Genomic DNA, 18,050 nt, shown 5'->3' on the forward strand with positions numbered 1-18,050 from the left:
CCAAATGCTAGGAGGGCATATGAATGACGGAACAGACACCGGATGAGGTTGCAGCTCTTATAAGTGAAGCTGAAAACAAGGCGCACCATTCACTCGCCATTCGAATGTCGAAGCTGGAAGAGCTGGCGACAGACTTGCGGGGATTGGTCTCAACACTTTCTGATAAAGAGCAGTTCGAGCCTGCCATATGGCAACGAGGCTGCGATGAAATCGGCGAAGGTGTTGCAGAGCTAAAAAAGGAATGGCGCAACCTCCAATTATTGGATGGCCGGGAGATTCTGCGCCACCTGAAAAAATTGGAGATCTATCCAGCGGCACAAGTGGCCCTGTCGAGATTTAGACAGAAACTTGCAATACGGCCCCCGGAAATGGTGATGTTTTATAACGAATATAGAACATTCAAGCGCCGATTTTTCGAAGACAGAGTGATCTTTCTCGATATCGACGGCGTGCTTCTGACTTTTCGAAATTGGATTAGCCCGGATAATCTCGGGTTCGTGCTGTCGCCAGTCGAGGAACGAATTGGGGACCTTCAACTAGACGTGGGCTGCATCGCCTTGATCGCTAGATTGTGCGATTTGACTGATGCGAGCTTAGTCCTGGCATCGACATGGCGAAAGACATGGCCGCATGGTTACGAGGCGTTGTTAGATCGTCTGGTAGCGCAGGGCTTGGGGCGCGAGCTTTGGCATGAAGATTGGATGCTGCCTGTTCTCCCCGGCCGTCACAAAAGCCACGAGATGGCGAGCTGGACGGACGGCCGAAGCAATGTCGTTGCGCTCATCATAGATGATGAACTGCCCGCCGATCCTCAACCATTGCACGCCAGCAAAGCGGCATTTTTAGAGATTTCCACGCGGGAAGGCTTCGGATTCTATAACTATGTTGACGCTTTAAAATTCTTCGAAGTCGAGGATAAATCGGCAAAAATTCCGGCCACTCTCCCGCCGAGAGGCGCGCAATCCTACCCCACTATGGCGAGCGGGGGACCGTCCCGGCGGCATCACGCAAGCCCTCGACCATCGGCCAGTTAACCCGCCCCCTTCGGCCCTACAGCCCTATGTGAGAGAGCGGGCCTACGGGGGCTAGTCGTCGGTGGATGCCGATCTGTTTTTTTCAGTCTCGATCACGCGCGCGATAGTCGCTTTCCCGACGCCGTACATTTCCGCAAGGTATCTTTGGCTTTCGCCTGCCGCAGCCCGCGCCTTGATCTCCTGTCGCTGTCCGGGCGTCAGTTTCAATTTCCGGCCGAGCTTGACACCTCGTGTAACGGCCAGCGCTCGACCTGCCGAGGTGCGCTCGATCATCCGGGCGCGTTCCCATTTCGCGGCAATGCCAAGGACCGCTAGCACCACGTCCGCCAGTTCCGAGGTCGTGTCCACAATAGGTTCGTTCAAAGACCGGAATCCGGCTCCGGCTTCCTTCACCTCGTGCAGGATGTTGAGTAGATCGCGCGTGTCACGAGCCAGCCTGTCCACGGCAACGACCATCAGCGTGTCGCCTGAAGCAAGAGCTTTCAGCGCGCGGCGCAGCTCCGGCCGGTCAGCTTTCGCCCCGCTAACCTTCTCAAGATAGATCGGATCGCACCCCGCAGCCTTGAGCCGTTCGACTTGGCCGCTGAGGTCCTGTCCTGCTGTGGAGACTCGCGCATATCCATAAAACATGCGGTCTATTTCGGACCAGAATTTCGGCCCGCGCAACCCATTGAATTTAAAGGGTTTGAAAAGTGGTCCGTAATTCTTGATTTTCGGACCAGTTAGGCACAGAATCCCTTCGTGAACAAGGAACGGGTGCCATGCTTGAGAGAGTGCAGGAAATTGTAGGGTCGGCGGAGGTTACAGCCTACGAAAGGGTTGCCCTTTATGAGGATCGCGACCAGATCGAGACGGAAGCGCTTTATCACGGCGAAGACGGTTACTTCCTTGTGGTTGAAAACACTCTTTTCGCCATCTCGCAGCATGCAGCGTTTTCGTGGCTGAATAGGCGCGGCTTCTATGAAATAGTGCTCGCCATATATTCGGAGATCGAGGGCGCGGAGATTAGGTTGCCGGAAGGAGATTATTTAAATGAGCTTGTTCAATCGGAAAAAATCGGAAAGCCCTGATAAGCCGATCCGTGAGCATTTCGACCCGGCGTTTTTCGACGGGACACGCCTGAAACGGGACGTTGACCTACCGGTCGGCCACCTTGCTAATCTCTTGGTACATTCTGAAATTCGACGGCTCGACACCAACGACCGCCTTGACCAGCTCATCGAGCTACAGCGCGAAACCCTCGAAACGCAGAAGGCCATCCTAGACGAGCTGCGCAAACGGTGATGCTCAGCCGTTCCGCTCTTTGACTATCTCTGCCTTGGTCGCGAGCACCTGCCGCAGTACCCTTTGATAGTCGCATTCGTCACATAGCCACGGTGCGCCGTAGTGCAGGCTTCGAGGGGTTGCATGCGCCTCCCCACAATCCAAGCAGTTGACGCCCTTGCCCTCGCACTCGCCACAAAGGCCGACTTCGTAGTGCCCCTTGTCTCCATCTTCGGCCCAAAATTCGCGGTATCGCGTGCCATGGCCGCAGCGGGTGCTAAAGCCGAGTATCAGCATTTGCACCCCTCCCCGATCAGCCGTCCATTTTGCAATAGTGCTTGACGAACGGCTCCCCAGAGATCGCGAACGATAAGCCTAATCGGCCCACTCGTTTCACTGTACCTTTCGCGGGTCCGCTGTCCCCTTCACTTTCGCGATTGATCGTAAAAGGGATTACGCCGCCTTTGCTTTTTTGCAGGACGACATTTCCAGTCAGAGCCGAAACGTCCTGATTGTCTTCCCAACGGTTGCCGGAAATCTTCAAGTCTTCGCTTTTGTTTCGGGTCTCGAATAGCTCCGAAGCGAAGAACCTCTGGCAGTCTTCATCATTGCGGGGGCCTCTGTCCATCTCGGCTGCTGTTGCCGCCTGATAGAAGGCATAGTGGCCGTCGAGCGTGTTACTTGCACCGGCAATCGCCGGGGCGGTAAGAAGAGTCAGCGCGGTGAGCGTCGCGGAGATCCTCATAGGCCATCCCCGTTCCGCGTCATCAGCAAGAGCATGTGCGCAATTGCGCTATCGGTGCGGCCTTGGAGATTTTGTGCGCTCGAGGACGCCGCGCGCAGCTCGAGGGCGTTCTGACGGGTCATGTTGATGGCAAGCGACCGCAGATCGGCGTCCGCATTCGCCACAGCGCTCCCCGAGCTGGTCATGTAAGTGCCGTCGCCCGATGCCATTGTGTTCGTGTTCACGCTTTCGCCGGAGCTGGTCGGGGTCTCCGCGACGGTCTGGCCGGGTGTGCAGGTATTGGGAAGGGACTGACTGCGCCCGGCGCGAACCGCCGCCATGCCGATGACCGGTATACGCTCCTTCAGGTAGCGCTCCGGGTTCACGTAGAACCACGTTTTAGGCGATGCGGCCTTGAGAGAGTCCGCCGTGGCGTATCCGTTCGGATCGCGCTTTCCCCCACCCTCTGGAAAGGCGCAATCGTCGGTGCTGGACCCCGGCACGCACTTTGTGGCCGAGACCGCGCTTGCGGGCACCTGAACCTCGAAATGCAGATGCGGCTTTCCGGCCGACTTGTTGTCCCCGATCTTGGCAATCTCCTCCCCCGCCTTCACGTCCCTTGAATCAGGCCGTGAGTAAGAATGCAGATAGAGCGTGCGGAACTGATCGCCCGTCACCATCACGCCCATGCCGCCCAGAGTGAGCTTGCCGTCATGAGCAGCAAAGAGCTGCTGTCCGTTGGAGGCTTGGCCTACGGCATCCTTCGGATAGATATCCGATCCGCGATGCCAGCCATTGCCAGCGCCAGCACCTGGGCGATCCCATGCGCCATATTCCGAGAAGATAACAGGGCTGGTGACGGGGTGCGCCGCCAAGCAGGACCCGGCCCCGCCGCTCCCCTCGCCGCCTGTGCATTGCTCGTTGACCTGATTTTCTGCGAGGTAGGTTCCGGCGCATGTGCCGTTCCCGTCTACCGCGTCGGAGCCGGTGCCCTTGTTGGTGCAGTCGCCCCCACTCGACAGCCAGTATTTCAGACCGCCAGCACCGACGAGGTGGCTACCGGCGATCAGCCCGGCACGGGTCACGGGAACGCCGTTGATGGTCTGGCCGATGTATTGCTGCCAGTTCCCGAGGTAGCTCAGGTTTTTCTCGCCATAGGCGAGGAAGGCGTTGTCCTGTGCAGTCGGATTCGACAGGTAATCGTCTAGCGATTTCACGCCATCTTTGCCGGTCCAGTTGCCACCGGCATCCATGTAACCGGCATCCTGCAGGGCTTCGTCGCCCATCTGATAGGCGCCGTAGAACCCGTTCCCGGTGTTGGTCGTGTAGTTGCCGGAGCCTTCTGACTGACGGATGTTATTCATGAAGCCGCCGCAGTCCGTTGCGGTGGGTTGAGCGTTCCGGGCTTCGGTCAGGGCGGTTGTCGCCAGCAATATGCCGACTACGAAAGTGGAGCGTCGTAGCATCATGGCAGATCGGCCCCCTTCCCGCAGATGGTCAATCGGCCGTCCGTCACGTCGAGATCATTGAGCGCTCCGCAGGCCGTAAAGGGCTTGCCCGAGGCGGCGACCTTGTAGGAGGGCGTGAGGCGCTGAATGATCCACGTGCATTCGTCCGGCCTGCATGACTCGGCCGAGCGGAACGACGAAACGAGATATTGAGCCTCCCCCGCTTTGAACAGGCCATAGGAGAAGCTGTAAGCCCGCTCGCCAACGGCCTTGATTTCAGAAACCCACACGTCGCGCATGATCAGCCCGATACCGTTTGACGGGTCTTGGCTTTCCGGCGCTCGTAGCTTGGTAAGTGTCAGAGGATCAGCGAAGGCGGACCCTGTGAAAGCGGTAAAAAACAAAACCGCTGCGCTGAAAGCAGCATTCCGCATCGATCCATAACACATCATTTTTGGGTGCCTCCTAGGTTGCCTTGCGATTTGCCTCTGCTGAGATTTGCGATTGCCCTCGTGGTTCCTGAGAGGCTTCCGCGAGCGCGAGAGTTGCCGATTGCAAGACCGGTAGCCATTCCAGCCGCAGGGCTTCCAAGAGCGCTTTCTGACCGTCCTCCCAACGACCCGACGAAGCGAGAAGCGCCTGTTTCGATGGCTTCGGTGACCATATCTGCAACCCCGTCAATGAGACCGCAGCAGATGCTTACGAGTGTGACGGCGAGGGACATGTAGATGAGGAAGCCGCCAAGGGCTAAGGCGATGTTGCCAGCCCCTGCCATCATGCCTCCCGCATTGGAAGCAAGGACAGTAAAACTGTTCGCTGCCAAGAAATTGAGAAAGTCGAGGCCAACCCGCATCAGGATCATGCAGAACACGAGGCCCACAATGATCAGCGCGGGCCGCACCAGAAGCACGAGCAACACATTGAGCGCACGCGCAAAGCCCGTCCCGGAAAGGCTTCCATCCCGATTGGGATAGAACATTTTCATAATCCAAAACGGCGATGTGATGATGGTTTGCACTGCAAGGATGAACCAAGACAAAGCAGCAAGGAAGAAATAAACCAGCGGCATGAAAGGCACGATAACTGCCAATGCGAAACCGATGGCAACGAATGCCCAGCCTATCGGCCCGATAAGGGCTACGAGTTCGCCTACGATCATGGTTGCAGGATTAGGAATGTTGGCGGCAATCGATCCGCCAGTAGCGACCGTCAAGATTCCTAGCCCATAGGTCAGAATTTTTCCGCCAGTCGCTTGAAGCTCGGGGATTGGATCGACCCAACCTTGACCGTCCCACGGCTTCACGTCAGCCAAGTCGAGCATTATATCGTTAAGCCATTTGGATGCAGACACGCCACCCGCGTTTGTCCCGCCAATTGTTGCCGAGTTCACGCCTTGAATTGCGGTGTTTTGGGCTGCGTTACGGAAGGCGGGAGCGATCTCAGCGAGTGCGAGCGTGTCGCGCTTATAATCATCGAAGAAAACTTCCAGTTCATTTGAACATCTGTTTTCAAACCAACCCCCGCAGCCAAAGGCTTTGCGCAGATCCTCTACAGGTTGATTGCTCGCCACCTCGATGCCTCCCAACCCAAGCTGAGAGAGAGACGTAGTCGCGTTGACCAGCACACGTTGGTAGAGGACAGCATAAAGCCAGCCGTTTTGCTGGTTTCCTGACATTGCCGAGATAGCATGTTGTTTGAACTCAGCCGGGGCTTGTTTCAAAGCTCCCTGCATGGACGTTTTTGTGCCATCAATCGTTTTAGTCACAGCAGCCTGAATGGCGTTCAACTGGTCTTGTCCGCGCAACCGTGGCGCATTGTTTGGGAAGAGCTTTTGATAGAGGCTGTCGCCTTCGGTGCGGATTGATTGCAGCAGAGCGTCAGCACCCGCCTTCGAGGCTTGCGCCTGAAAACGAGCGCTGGCTCTAGACAGTTCGGCTTGGGCGGCAGTGTTGCCGGGCGTAAGGGTTCCGCCTGACTGGTTTTCCAGTTGTTTCCGCTCGGAAGCGTAGGACACGCTAACGGAGCCACACAGGCCCGCACTCGAATTTAGGCCCTCTCCGGCTTGATAGGTCAAAACGGTTTGTGTGTATCCGTCTTCCGCAGAGAGAAAAGTGGGCGGCGGGCTGACGGTGGTGACGGAGCCATCTTTGACCGCTGCCAGAGATGAAGTCCCCTTTGTGATCGCGACCCGGCAGACCTCTCCGGCGACACGTGTTGCAAGGCCCGCCGCGATTTGCTCACGCAGCGCCTTTTCGGTCGAGGGTTCGGAATAAAACCAGCCATCATCCGGCTTGCTGGCAAACGCCGCGTTGACCGTGTTGGCATTGGCCATTCCGCTGGCCGCGATTTTCCACGTGCTATCACCGAGGCCAACAGACCAGACGGTAACTTGCATCGTTGCCATTTGCAGAGCGCTAAAGCCATTGAAAGCCGGAAAGCACAGAATTGCGCCCAAAGCCGCGCCGATCAGCGTCCAAGGCGCGTTCATGCGCCGCCCGCCCGCCTCGCCATCGTTCGCCGTGTCCAGCAGCGCCACGAAAATGAGGTAGGTCGCAACCACTGCGATCACGGCGAGCATGGCCCAATTCAAAGTCTCAATGAGCTGGGCAAGGATGTCGTTGGTGTTGTCGCAACTACCCCCGGCCGAAGCAGCAGCGCCGCCGCCCGCTGTCCAAATGTAATCGAAAGTGCATCCGACCAAACGGCGCAGGAAAATCAGCGCTGCGCTTTGGTCTTCTGGTGTGAATAGGCCTGAAATGTCGTCTGGCTTTGCCATTCGCTTCCCCGCTTTCACATTGTTCTTGGTTCGAGGAACAATGTATTAATCGCTTAAATACGGATATTTTAGCTGATCGGAGAATCACGAGCCACAATAGTTTCACAGTGTTTTCAAATAAAAAAACATTGTCGAATGTCAAAACGAGGATGATTACTAAGGAATTTTAGGTGCAATTGCCAATTGAACTTTATTTCTCAAATCTTGTGTGGCCTAAATAGGCGTGCCGATTGGTTCGTTACGGAGGCACACATGACTTTGCTAAAGCCGAAAATCATCAAGTCCGAGCATAGATACGCTGCGGCGGCAGCACGCGGAGCGTTCGCCCTTGATCGGGCCGCTTGCCCTCACTGCGGTTCCGGTTCGCTTCACCCGACAGCCGATAGAGAGCTACGGCGGTGTGACGGTTGCGGATCGAGCGTGAGCCTCGACGAGCTGGCAAGTCATCATGGAGAGTGGTTGAGCGAAACAGCCGCGCAGCGTCAGGACCATTTCAGGCGCAGCGCCCGCATCCTGATGCAGTTCGCAGCGCTTGGCCTTGCCCTGTCAGCCGGGGCGAGCCTCTATGCAGGATCATCGCAGATGGTGTTTGCGGCCAGCCTGTTGGCGCTCCCGGTGTTCGCCGGAGCCTTTGCTATGCGTTACAGGGCATGGCAGGCCGCTACGGGCCGTTTCTACGAGGCTCAGGCCCCTTTCGGTGACTTCATGCGCGACGAACTGCGCGGCCTCACAGGCGGGCGCGGATGACATTTAGCGGCTCTGATGACGCGAAAATCACCCGATCAAAAATGCGGGGTTGCGTCATTCATGGAATCGCAGTTACAACTAACTCCATGAGTCGTAACGCTATACCAGTCAAAGAGAAGGTCGCCGCCCATCGGGCGCGGCAGCTCGCGTCTGGCCGTGTGGCACTCAATACCTACGTTCCGGGTGAGCTGATCGAGGCAATCGACCAGATCAAGGAGCAACGGGGTGCGCCGTCGCGTATGCCGATCATCGAAGAAGCTTTGAGGTTCTATATCGAGAACGCACCGAGGGCATAACGAAAAACCCCCAACCGCGCCAACGGTAAGGGGTTTTTGGATCTAGGAACCGGCTTTGTTGGGCCAGCAATGCAGCTCCCAACATAGTCGAGAGATGACCGGCCTGCAAGACGTCTGTCTTGCGGGAACGTAGAATCTTTGTCCGCTGTCCATGCCCTCCAGTTGGAGGACGAAGGACGATGTTTGCACAAATTGGGGCGGTGCTCGCAGGGGCACCGGCCGAACGGGAACGCACGCCCGTTCGAAGGCAATCCCGCGCGGCCGGGAAATGCGAGGGCGTTTTCTGGAAGCGTACCAACCGGCAGGAAGTCCGTCAGATAGTGCTTGCGGCGCGGCGCTACGAAATCGCATGCCGAGAGCCAGGTACACGCAACGGCCCCCTAGGCGGGGTTGCAATCGAGGTGTTGGAGCTGTTCGCCAATCTGGTGAATTTCCGCACCGGCAGGCTGGACCCGTCGATAGACTTCCTCATGCTCAAGCTGCGGCGTTCGCGTGACGCCATTGTGCGCGCGCTTAAGGCGCTACGGTCGCATGGCTTCCTCGATTGGCTGCGCCGCTATGTGCCGACCGGCAACGAGGGGCGCGGACCACAGGTGCAGCAGACCAGCAACGCCTACCGGCTGTCACTCCCTGCCCGTGCCCGTAAGTTCCTTGGCCGGTTCGGCATCACCCCTCCCCTGCCCGATGATCACCTTCACGCCGAGGCCGAGCGCGCCGCTGTCATAGAGGCACATCGTGCTTCGCTAGACATTGAGGAACGCACCCTGTTCGACGTGGGAGACAACCCCTTGGGACAGGCGCTTGCACGCCTTGCGAGATCGATCAAACAACGTGAGTCCGCCAGACAGACTGAATCCCCATCTGGTTTTATAAAAGATAAGAAAGAATAAGCGGTCGCCGCTGATCGGGCCGCTAACGCGTCCCTGCGGCGGTTCCGACCCGCGCAAGTGCGGGCCGGTTCGGCACCCTCACCACCAAAAAACTCACCGTCCGCGTTTGCGGCAGTCGTCGCATGGGCTTTCGAGGAAAGCGTGTGGAAAGGGCAGCGCCAAATTACTCAAATGAGGTTTTGAGCGGTTAACCCTTTACTCATTTGAGGGCCTTAGTATACTCACTTGAGTAAAAGCACATTTAATCAACCGTAGGAGAACCGGCCGTGCATGTGATCGCCGTTTTGAACCAGAAGGGGGGCGCGGGGAAAACCACGATTGCCACTCACCTCGCCAGAGCCTTGCAGATTGGCGGCGCTGACGTGCTGCTGATCGACTCCGATCCACAGGGCAGTGCCCGCGATTGGGCCGCTGTGCGCGAGGAACAGCCGCTTTCCGTAGTCGGGATCGACCGGCCAACGATAGAGCGCGACCTGAAGAATATCGCCCGCAAGGATTTCGTCGTCATCGACGGAGCACCGCAAGCGGCCGATCTGGCGGTGTCGGCCATCAAGGCCGCGAATTTCATCCTGATCCCGGTCCAGCCTTCGCCCTACGACATTTGGGCGACGGCCGATCTCGTTGATCTGGTGAAACAGCGCATCGAGGTCACGGACGGCAAACTGCGCGCCGCTTTTGTCGTCTCCCGCGCCATCAAGGGAACCAAGATCGGAAGCGAGATCACCGACGCCCTGCACGGCTACGGCCTGCCGGTCTTGGCAAGCCGCATCACGCAGCGCGTGGGCTATCCCGGTTCCGCTGCGTCCGGTTCGACCGTGCTCGATCTTGAACCGGACAGCGAAGCGGCCCGCGAAGTCATGGCACTGGCTGACGAAATTAAACAATTACTCAATTGAGTGGATAAGGAGAACATCAAATGAGTGAAGAAAAGCGCGGCATGTTGAGCGCCGGTCGCCCGAGCAATGTTCGCAAGTCGGCCACCCTCGCCAGCCTGTCCGACAAAGGGCCGACCGTGCGGGTAAATTTCGATCTGGATCGCGACGAACACAAGCGGCTCAAAATGATGGCCGTGGAGCAAGGGCGGACGGTCGCTGAAATCCTACGTGAGCTTGTATCTCAATCACTCAAATGAGTGATTGAGATTTAGCTCAATGGAGTATGAACTTATGTCCCGTATGATTATGGTTGCGGCTTATACCTGTTCTGGTATATTCTTCGCATGAAGCAGGAAGAGCGCCCTCTTGAGTGGATTGGCAGCAGCCACAAGGACCTGATGCAGCTCCCGGCAGATGTGCGAAAGTCGGTCGGGTTTGCGCTGCATTTCGCGCAACACGGCGAACAGCATCCAGCGTCTAAGGTTCTCAAGGGCTTTGGCGGCGCTGGAGTGCTGGAAGTGGTCGAGAACGATGTGGGCGGCACCTACCGGGCAGTTTACACGGTCAGGTTCGAGGAAGCGGTGTTCGTTCTGCATTGCTTCCAGAAGAAGAGCAAAAGCGGCATTGCCACGCCGAAGTCGGACATGGACGTTGTTCGGGCGCGGCTCAAGATGGCCGAGGCTTTAGCCAAGGAGATGAGAGATGCAAACCCGCGTCGTTAATGGGATCGAGGTCACGACCAGCTCCGGCAATGTTTTTGCCGATCTCGGTCTACCTGACGCCGACAAGCTCAAGGTCAAATCGGGCCTAATGATCGAAATCACCAAGGCCGTGCGCAGGCTTGGGCTGACGCAGGAGGAAGCCGGGCGGCGCATGGGCCTTCCTCAACCGAAGGTCTCGGCGCTGTTGCGTGGCGATCTCGCCAACCTGTCAGAGCGCAAGCTGATGGATGCCCTGAATCGCCTTGGTTACGATATCGAAATCACGGTGCGGCCTACGGCCGATCCGGTCGGGCATCTGACGCTAGCAGTCGCGTAATTGAGCATCTGAGTGTTTGAGTTTCTGAGTAGGTGAGCAAATGAACGGGGAAGAGCTTTTGCGGTTGCGGGCGGAAGCTCGCGCGGCCCTGTCGGCAGATCGAGCGGAGACCAACGCCGATATTTTGCGGAAGCACGAGAACGCCCTAGCGGCGTTGCGTGACCCTGAGATTGCCGAGGACATACGCCTTGAGGCTCTTCTGATGACGCGCGATTGGGAAGATCGCGGCACGGTGAGCGAGGACCACATAGCGGCTTGGAAAACCATCCTTGCCATGGAAGACGAGGACGCCGCCACGTCGATCCTAGCCGATACAGAGGACGCCGCAGCCCTTCGACGCATAACGCCGTTCTCAGAGCAAGCATTGACCTACCAGAGACGCGGCTAAGCCGCGTCCCGGCCCGGAGGCGAACGCGCTCCCACATTGCGCCGTAGAGAGCCGGAGGGACGCACTAAGAAAGCCCCGGCGCGCAGCGCCGGGACCGCTTAGCGATTGGACCACCCTTCGCCCCGTCGCCAGTCAATGAGGGGCTGTTGCAGCAGCACGACCCTTTCATATGGGCTACCGGCCAATGCGCCTTCCAGATCGGGCATGATGCGGAGCTGATCAGCATCCAACAGCGCCAGCAGGGTTGAGAGCCGGTTCCCCCCGGCGATGATCAGCCAATATTCCGAGGCCGGAGCGACAGCCGATTTCGCCTTTTGGGCCAAGATCGATATCAGCTCGCTTTCCAGCAGCCCCACCCATGCCGCGTCATAGTTCCAGAACCACATGATGCGGTGAGCTTTGGTAGGGGCAACAGAGATACGGTCGGTGTACCTGGCTAAGATCGGATGGCGCTGCGCATCAGGCGCGGCCCGCTCGATCTCGGGATTGAGACCGGTAAACTCGATCACCTCATTTATGAAGCCGTCGAGATCGCGCGTCGGTGGAACCCGCATTTCTCGAAAGTAGAGCTTCACCGACCGATTGAGCGGATAATCCTCCCGTTCAAAAGCCCGGTGCCTCAGCTTGTCCCATGCCTCCTCGATCTGCCTTCGGCCGCTGACATGGTACTCTGTAACCTCGACACCAATATGCCGGTTTCCGGTCCTCAGAATGAAGTCGGGGCGCTCTGTCGCTTCAATGTAATCGTCAGGAAGCGCGATGTTGCAGGCCGCGAGATACGCCTTGAGCTGTTCAAGTTCGGCCTCTTTCTGGACCATCAGGGTTGGCCGGTTTGGGATTCGGGGAGGGGCACCCTGACTTTGATCACCGGCCAGTCGCCCGCGAAATTCAGATAGCCTTCCAGATCGGGAAGCTTCTGGATCTCGGACGGCAGCACAAGCCGCTCCATCACGATATTGGCCGAGTAGGTGAGGGAGCCGCCCCCGCCAGTGGCGAAGCTGGTATGATCCTCTTGCATCTCCCTATCGCCAAGCTGCTTTGACAGGTACTCAGCCGCGTTGCCTTCGGTGGTGCGCAGCACCAGCTTATTGCTGAAATTGTTCATCAGCGTTTCGGCCCGGTTGTCGCTGTAGGTCTCGCGGAGCTGGGCGAAGTCCTGCACGGCGACCACGATAGCAACCCCGGCCTTGCGCAGGCGCGTAGCGCCGACGAGCAGCGCCGGGATTTCGCCAAGGGAGTTTAGCTCGTCCACAATGATCCATGTGGTGCGGAGAGGGGCGGGGCCTTCTCGCCGGTTTAGCGCCGATGTCACCATGATATCGACCCATGCGGCCAGCAGGTCGCGGGCAAGGGTCATTTCATAGTCGGAGTAGGGGAGGAACATCCATTCGGATGTGTCCGATGCAATCCAGTCGCGCAGCGAGAAATCGCCGTCCTTGACGTAGCGCCACGCCTTCAGGTTGGCGATGAAGCTCATACGGACAGACTGAAGCCGACGCGCGTTGTAGTCGTCGGACGCGGCCAGAACCTCGGCGGTGGTCCCGCTGACGAGCGGGGCCAGCTCGTCGGCCTCGGCCGCGATCAGAACGCGCTGTAGCTCGGCATTGGTGAATTTGCCGTCATAGACCTCGAACAGGCCAGCGCCGACCGCTCCAAAAAGCGATTTCGCCATATCGTGCCATTCGGCCGAATTGCCGCTTCCTTCCGGCACGAAGCCAGATGCGAGGCGGTCCCAATCGTGGAGGTCGCGCGCCTCGTTCGACAGTCGCCACCCCACGGATTCCTCATGGAAGGGCGACAGGATGAAATCGCCATCCTGACGGAAAGCGCGCATGAACTCGCTGTTGTTATCGAGCACGATTGCCCGGTCCCCACGTGCCCGGATCGTTTCGAGTAGACCGCGCAGCGCCGTGGTCTTTCCTGCACCTGTCGAGGCGGCGATTGCCGTGTGCATTCGCTCATGTCCGGGCGGGAAAGGAATACCTGCAATTTCCGGCGCAGGCGGTCGTTCTGGATAGCGCTTTTGCAGCTCCGCAAGGTAGCTTTCGCGAGAGGCAAAATCAGCTCCTCTCATGTGCTCCCGGCTGACTCCATCCGGTGTGCTCAGCGCGGATCGACCAAGCAGGAAAAACACGAGTAAGAGCGCTCCGGTCGCAATAAGGAACGCGACAATTGGAGCGCCTGAAACGTAGGAGTTATAGCCGGGATCAAAGACGGCGCTGTCACGCATTAGATTGACGATGAAGCGGGCGACATAGGTCGATCCAATCACCGTCACCCAAAGAACGCCCACGAAGGCAAGGACGCGACGAACGCCGTGTTTTCCTTGGACGTACTGAGAGACAACACGCGCACCTTGTCGCCGCGAAGCGGCGACCGCAAAAAATCCGAAAACGGCAATACCGACTATCCACGCAATGCCACTCAATGGCGCTTTCGTGTAGTTCGCGCCTTGCCCGACAATCGAGTAAACCGACAGGCCAGCCATCAGCAGGAACGCCCATTTCATGCGCGTCAGGCTTTCGGCCTGTTCACCCGTTAGCCACCGGGGAAGGCGCGGGTTAGGCATCGTGGTTATGGCTGATTTTCGTCAGCAGCTCCGCAAAAATTTCCCGGTCACGATCACGCGTCAGTTTTTCCGGCAGCTCCTTGGCGAGCCATGACCGCAGCGCCTTGGAGGCCTCTGTGTCTTTGTCGATCTCTTGCAGGATCAGCGATCCAAGCACAACGGTGCGGCGGGTATCGTTGGCTCTCTCTGTTGCAGCCTTTCGCGCCTTCAGGGCTTTGGCCTGTTCTTCCAGTTCCGCAATCCGTTTATCGATATCTCGTCTCGCCATTCTGTCACATACCCTCTTGTCGCTTCAGTTTTCGGTAGTTTGTACGACCGTCGCAGCTTTCTCAAGCGACATTTGTACTGTGGGCTGAGGTAGCATGGCGATAATCCTGTTCGTATGCAGTAAAGGCGCACATACGAGTTGCTGCGCAACTCTGCCTATGGCATGTTCGAAGAATGGCGATTTTTCATTGTCAGGTGAAGGTGGTTTCCAGAGCCACGGGGCGCAGCTCCGTGGCTGCATCTGCGTATCGGTCAGGAACTTCCCTGCACAATGACAAGGAAGGCCGGACCTATGATTTTTCCCGGCGCTCCGGCGTCGTTCAGGCCGATATTGTCATTCCCAAGGGATCGGGCGGGGAATGGGCCTTGGACCGTAACGCGCTCTGGAACGCGGTCGAGGCGAAGGAGAAACGGAAAGACTCTCGCGTGGCGCGGGAATTCGAAATTGCCTTGCCGCATGAACTGGACGAGGAACAGCGGGAAGAGCTGACACGCCGGTTTGCGCAGCAGCTTGCAGACCGTTTCGGGACGGCTGTTGATTTCGCTATTCACAAGCCCGACCCGCGCGGCAGTGAGAAGAACCACCACGCCCATTTGATGATGACGACGCGCCGAGTTGGTGTTGACGGGCTTGGTGAAAAATCGGTCATTGAATGGGAGAACAAGAAGCTTCTTAAGGAGCGTTTGCCGACAACTGCCATGCAGATGAAAGAGGTTCGTCTTGCGTGGGAGCTGGTCGCAAATGAGGCGTTAGAGCGTGTTGGTATAGATGCGCGGATCGATCATCGGTCTAACGCTGCTCGCGGTCTTGAACTGGAACCAACCCGACATGTTGGCGTGCATGCAACTGCCGTACAGCGTCAGGGTGGTGTGATCGAACGCGAGCGCATGGACGCGGAGACGGCGCGTCTTAATGCTGAGATTGTTCAGGATAAGCCAGAGCAAATTATCACGCTCGTTAGCGGTGAGCGGAGTGTATTCACGCGCGAGGATTTGGCCCGCGCTTTGCACCGTTATGTGTATGACGATAACGAGGCATTTCAGGCGGCATTTACCCGAATAATGGCATCGCCGGAGCTAGTCGCTCTACGGGGTGATAAGGCTGACGGAATAGAGCGCTTCACCACGCGAGAAATGTTCGATCTTGAAGCGGGCATGATCGCGACGGCTGAGCGGTTGGCCGGTGATCATTCGCATGTCGTATCCTCTCGCAATGTCGCGTCCGCCCTCGATGCGCAGGACAGGAAAATTCGCGCCAGTGTAGCAGACGCAACAGCGGCAAAGGTTGCGCGCGGCGAGATGACAGCGACAGAACGGAGTGCGGCGATTGCGTCCGCTGGTCTGTCGGATGAGCAGCGCCGAGCCATCGAGCATGTGACTGCGGGGAGCCGAATGGCTCAGGTCGTCGGTGTCGCTGGTGCGGGCAAATCCACCATGCTCGAAGCGGCCCGGCAGGCTTGGGAGGCGCAGGGCTATCGCGTTCATGGTGCGGCCCTATCCGGTAAGGCCACTTTTGGTTTGCAGGAATCATCAGGGATCGAGAGCCGCACGCTCGCCTCGTGGTCGCAGCGCTGGACGCGAGAGCGCGACCAGATCGGCCGAGGCGATGTTTTCGTGATTGATGAGGCCGGTATGATCGGCAGCCGCCAGATGTCGCGCTTCATTGAAGAGGTGGAGGCGCGCGGCGCAAAGATCGTCCTCGTTGGCGATCATGAGCAGCTTCAGTCCATCGGCGCTGGCGCGGCCTTCCGGGCGATTGGACAGCGAACCGGGTTTGCGGAGCTGAACGGTGTGCGCCGACAGCGCGAGGGCTGGCAGGCAGAAGCCACGCAGCAGTTTTCCAAGCAGCGGACGCCGGAGGCGCTGCGAGCCTACCGGAGCCATGGCGATATCGTCATGGAATCCGACAGGGAAACCACGCGCGGCCGGATTGTGGCCGACTACCTGGCTGACCGTGGCGAGCGGCCCGAGGGGTCGCGCGTCATCCTTGCGCATCAGCGTGCAGACGTGGCGGCATTGAATGCCGAGGTGCGATCCGTGTTGCAGGAGCGCGGCGAGCTGGCACGAGGTGCCGAGGGTGGCGAACGGGTGTTCCAGACCGACGCCGGAAAGCGGTCCTTCGCCGCGGGCGACCGGATGGTGTTCCTAGAGAACAACAAGAGCCTTGGCGTTATGAACGGCACGCTTGGGACGGTGGAGCGGGTTTCGGGGAACCGCATCAGCGTGGCGCTCGACAACGGCAACCGCATCGAGGTGCCGGCGGACCAGTACACGGCCTTTGACCATGGCTATGCGACCACCATCCATAAGTCGCAGGGCGACACGGTAGACCGGACTTTTGTTCTCGCGAGCAAGAGCATGGACCGCCACATGACCTATGTGGCGATGACCCGCCACAGGGACGGCGCGAAGCTCTACGCGGCGACAGAGGATTTTCAGCGCGGCGGCGGGCGACTGGTGGCGCATGGCCGCGCGCCGTTCGAAAATCAGCCCGGTAAGCGGGAAAGCTATTACGTCACGTTGGCCGACGAGAAGGGGCAGCGCCGCACCGTGTGGGGCGTTGATCTAGAGCGCGTCATGAAGGACGCCGCACCGGAGATCGGGGACCGGATCGCGCTTGAGGTAACAGGCCAAGAGGCTGTCACCTTACCAGACGGAACCACAGCGCACCGGAACACGTGGGCGACGATCGGCGCGGACGATCTGGCCTATAAGCAGCTTGAGCGCCAGCTCAGCCGCGACGGCTCGAAGGAAATCAGCCTCGATTATATGCCGATGACCCGCGAAGAGCGGGAAGAGGCGAAGGCCGCGCCGGAGCGGCCAGCGCCAGAGGAAGAGGCCGCGCCAGCCCCCCCGCCCAACCTTGCGCCCCATGCACGCGGGATCGACCGCACGGCCTATTTCGCGGCCCGCGACAAGGCTCTTGCCGAGCGCGCGGCCCGTTTCGACGGTCCCGAGGCTCGCACCCATGTCCCGGCATCGCCAGAAAGATCACAGCCAATCGCTCCCGCAGTGTCTCGTTCAGAGCCGCAGAAAAGGCCGTTTGACCGGGCCGCAGCTTATGAAGCTATGAAATCCAAAGCGCCGCCGCCCGTCGAAAAACGCCCGGAACCGCACGCCGCACCAAACGTCACCCCGAAAGTTCCGGGTGTCATTGCAGATAGACATGCCGCCGCAGATGAAGCGCACAAGAAGGCTGAGGTCGAGAAAGCGGCAGCTCGTCTCCGGCCAGATTACGGGGATCGGTTTGATTGAAGCTAACAAGGAGCGTCCAATAAATGGCGGAAGGAAAAGCATTCCCCACATTTGAAGAGTCGAAGCGTGAGGGCGAAAACATCGTCAGCGCCAAAAACGACGAGCACCGGGAAACGGAAAAGGCCAACCAAGAGAAGCTGACCGGCCAAAATCGATCCGCGATGGAAGAGGGTATCGGAAACAGCGAAAGCGCTGCCTCAACCGCCTCTGGTGAAGCTCAAAGCCAATGGCAGGCCAAGGTTGCCGCCGCTGATGCTCAGCATGGCCGAGAGGTTAGCGCCGACAAGAAGGCACAGCAGGCCCCGACCGACCGGAAAGCAGCTTATCAAGCCGAGCTGGCGCGGCGAGAGGTCCGGACTTCGCAGGATAAGCCGTTTGATCGCAAGGCCGCATACGAGGCGTCCAAGTCAAAGCAGCAAAACGGTGATCGCGCGAGCGAAGCAGATGAACTTCGCGAACATCGTAACGACCAATGGGACC

22 protein-coding genes are annotated in these 18,050 nt (G+C 58.6%); 13 read left to right on the forward strand and 9 right to left on the reverse strand.

The genetic code is table 11. From position 1 onward, the window contains the following. Positions 1–23 precede the first annotated feature (23 nt). The gene (locus JZX88_RS25765) at positions 24–1,034 is read left to right on the forward strand and encodes an HAD domain-containing protein (protein WP_206915159.1); all 1,011 of its coding nucleotides are present in this window, start codon (positions 24–26) and stop codon (positions 1,032–1,034) included. 51 nt (positions 1,035–1,085) lie between these two features. Here the strand turns inward: JZX88_RS25765 and JZX88_RS25770 are convergent, their stop codons facing one another. Further along, positions 1,086–1,664 (reverse strand): recombinase family protein, encoded by a 579-nt coding sequence (locus JZX88_RS25770; protein ID WP_206915160.1) that lies wholly within the window; start codon positions 1,662–1,664, stop codon positions 1,086–1,088. Between the two features lie 131 nt (positions 1,665–1,795). Here JZX88_RS25770 and JZX88_RS25775 point away from each other — a divergent pair, with 131 nt between their 5' ends. Together JZX88_RS25775 and JZX88_RS25780 are read left to right on the forward strand one after the other, a co-directional pair. After that, positions 1,796–2,104 carry a hypothetical protein gene (locus JZX88_RS25775; protein ID WP_206915161.1) on the forward strand — a complete coding sequence of 103 codons (309 nt, stop codon included), beginning with the start codon at positions 1,796–1,798 and terminating at the stop codon, positions 2,102–2,104. Further along, a complete protein-coding gene (locus tag JZX88_RS25780) occupies positions 2,067–2,318 on the forward strand; it encodes a hypothetical protein (RefSeq protein ID WP_174050138.1) in 252 nt (83 codons plus the stop codon). The genes JZX88_RS25775 and JZX88_RS25780 overlap by 38 nt, the downstream gene beginning before the upstream one ends. Before the next feature lie 3 nt (positions 2,319–2,321). Here the strand turns inward: JZX88_RS25780 and JZX88_RS25785 are convergent, their stop codons facing one another. The 5 genes from JZX88_RS25785 to JZX88_RS25805 all read right to left on the reverse strand — a co-directional run bounded on the left by JZX88_RS25785 (position 2,322) and on the right by JZX88_RS25805 (position 7,245). Then, complete coding sequence (locus tag JZX88_RS25785; RefSeq protein ID WP_206915162.1) at positions 2,322–2,594, reverse strand: hypothetical protein; 273 nt, start codon at positions 2,592–2,594, stop codon at positions 2,322–2,324. 16 nt (positions 2,595–2,610) lie between these two features. Continuing rightward, positions 2,611–3,042, reverse strand: coding sequence for a hypothetical protein (locus tag JZX88_RS25790; RefSeq protein WP_206915163.1), 432 nt, complete (start codon positions 3,040–3,042; stop codon positions 2,611–2,613). Continuing rightward, positions 3,039–4,490, reverse strand: coding sequence for a M23 family metallopeptidase (locus JZX88_RS25795; protein ID WP_206915164.1), 1,452 nt, complete (start codon positions 4,488–4,490; stop codon positions 3,039–3,041). The genes JZX88_RS25790 and JZX88_RS25795 overlap by 4 nt, the downstream gene beginning before the upstream one ends. Next, positions 4,487–4,768 carry a hypothetical protein gene (locus JZX88_RS25800; protein ID WP_206915165.1) on the reverse strand — a complete coding sequence of 94 codons (282 nt, stop codon included), beginning with the start codon at positions 4,766–4,768 and terminating at the stop codon, positions 4,487–4,489. The genes JZX88_RS25795 and JZX88_RS25800 overlap by 4 nt, the downstream gene beginning before the upstream one ends. Positions 4,769–4,917: 149 nt before the next feature. Continuing rightward, positions 4,918–7,245, reverse strand: coding sequence for a DotA/TraY family protein (locus JZX88_RS25805; RefSeq protein WP_206915166.1), 2,328 nt, complete (start codon positions 7,243–7,245; stop codon positions 4,918–4,920). A 459-nt stretch (positions 7,246–7,704) separates the two neighbouring features. Between JZX88_RS25805 and JZX88_RS25810 the strand changes: the two genes are divergently transcribed. The 8 genes from JZX88_RS25810 to JZX88_RS25845 all read left to right on the forward strand — a co-directional run bounded on the left by JZX88_RS25810 (position 7,705) and on the right by JZX88_RS25845 (position 11,479). Continuing rightward, complete coding sequence (locus JZX88_RS25810) at positions 7,705–7,992, forward strand: hypothetical protein (protein WP_206915167.1); 288 nt, start codon at positions 7,705–7,707, stop codon at positions 7,990–7,992. An 86-nt stretch (positions 7,993–8,078) separates the two neighbouring features. Beyond that, positions 8,079–8,288: a ribbon-helix-helix protein, CopG family gene (locus tag JZX88_RS25815; RefSeq protein WP_143134266.1), complete on the forward strand. Its 210-nt coding sequence runs from the start codon at positions 8,079–8,081 to the stop codon at positions 8,286–8,288. 179 nt (positions 8,289–8,467) lie between these two features. Beyond that, entirely contained in the window at positions 8,468–9,178 is a 711-nt protein-coding gene (locus JZX88_RS25820; RefSeq protein ID WP_206915168.1) for a helix-turn-helix domain-containing protein, read from the forward strand. A gap of 266 nt (positions 9,179–9,444) precedes the next feature. Next, a complete protein-coding gene (gene parA, locus JZX88_RS25825) occupies positions 9,445–10,074 on the forward strand; it encodes a ParA family partition ATPase (protein WP_206915169.1) in 630 nt (209 codons plus the stop codon). Between the two features lie 20 nt (positions 10,075–10,094). Next, positions 10,095–10,310: a plasmid partition protein ParG gene (locus tag JZX88_RS25830; RefSeq protein ID WP_246753563.1), complete on the forward strand. Its 216-nt coding sequence runs from the start codon at positions 10,095–10,097 to the stop codon at positions 10,308–10,310. 87 nt (positions 10,311–10,397) lie between these two features. Then, entirely contained in the window at positions 10,398–10,775 is a 378-nt protein-coding gene (locus JZX88_RS25835; protein WP_206915170.1) for a type II toxin-antitoxin system RelE/ParE family toxin, read from the forward strand. Beyond that, positions 10,756–11,091: a helix-turn-helix domain-containing protein gene (locus tag JZX88_RS25840; RefSeq protein WP_080803909.1), complete on the forward strand. Its 336-nt coding sequence runs from the start codon at positions 10,756–10,758 to the stop codon at positions 11,089–11,091. Before JZX88_RS25835 ends, JZX88_RS25840 begins: the two co-directional genes overlap by 20 nt. A gap of 40 nt (positions 11,092–11,131) precedes the next feature. After that, positions 11,132–11,479 carry a hypothetical protein gene (locus JZX88_RS25845; RefSeq protein WP_206915171.1) on the forward strand — a complete coding sequence of 116 codons (348 nt, stop codon included), beginning with the start codon at positions 11,132–11,134 and terminating at the stop codon, positions 11,477–11,479. Positions 11,480–11,577: 98 nt separating this feature from the next. Here JZX88_RS25845 and JZX88_RS25850 read toward each other — a convergent pair whose 3' ends face one another. From JZX88_RS25850 to JZX88_RS25860, 3 genes are read right to left on the reverse strand one after another with little or no spacing between them, the layout of a single operon-like run. Then, entirely contained in the window at positions 11,578–12,297 is a 720-nt protein-coding gene (locus tag JZX88_RS25850; RefSeq protein ID WP_206915172.1) for a hypothetical protein, read from the reverse strand. Further along, complete coding sequence (locus JZX88_RS25855) at positions 12,297–13,988, reverse strand: type IV secretion system DNA-binding domain-containing protein (RefSeq protein WP_206915173.1); 1,692 nt, start codon at positions 13,986–13,988, stop codon at positions 12,297–12,299. Before JZX88_RS25855 ends, JZX88_RS25850 begins: the two co-directional genes overlap by 1 nt. 52 nt (positions 13,989–14,040) lie before the next feature. Continuing rightward, complete coding sequence (locus JZX88_RS25860) at positions 14,041–14,316, reverse strand: mobilization protein (protein ID WP_206915174.1); 276 nt, start codon at positions 14,314–14,316, stop codon at positions 14,041–14,043. A 173-nt stretch (positions 14,317–14,489) separates the two neighbouring features. On the opposite strand from JZX88_RS25860, the gene traA reads away from it, so the two are divergent. Both traA and JZX88_RS25870 read left to right on the forward strand, forming a co-directional pair. Beyond that, complete coding sequence (gene traA, locus JZX88_RS25865) at positions 14,490–17,570, forward strand: Ti-type conjugative transfer relaxase TraA (protein WP_206915175.1); 3,081 nt, start codon at positions 14,490–14,492, stop codon at positions 17,568–17,570. A gap of 23 nt (positions 17,571–17,593) precedes the next feature. Beyond that, positions 17,594–18,050 (forward strand): hypothetical protein (locus tag JZX88_RS25870; protein ID WP_206915176.1); only part of this gene is annotated, 457 nt, incomplete at its 3' end.

The sequence above is a fragment of the Agrobacterium sp. OT33 genome (assembly GCF_017313365.1).
Taxonomy (GTDB): domain Bacteria; phylum Pseudomonadota; class Alphaproteobacteria; order Rhizobiales; family Rhizobiaceae; genus Agrobacterium; species Agrobacterium rhizogenes_A.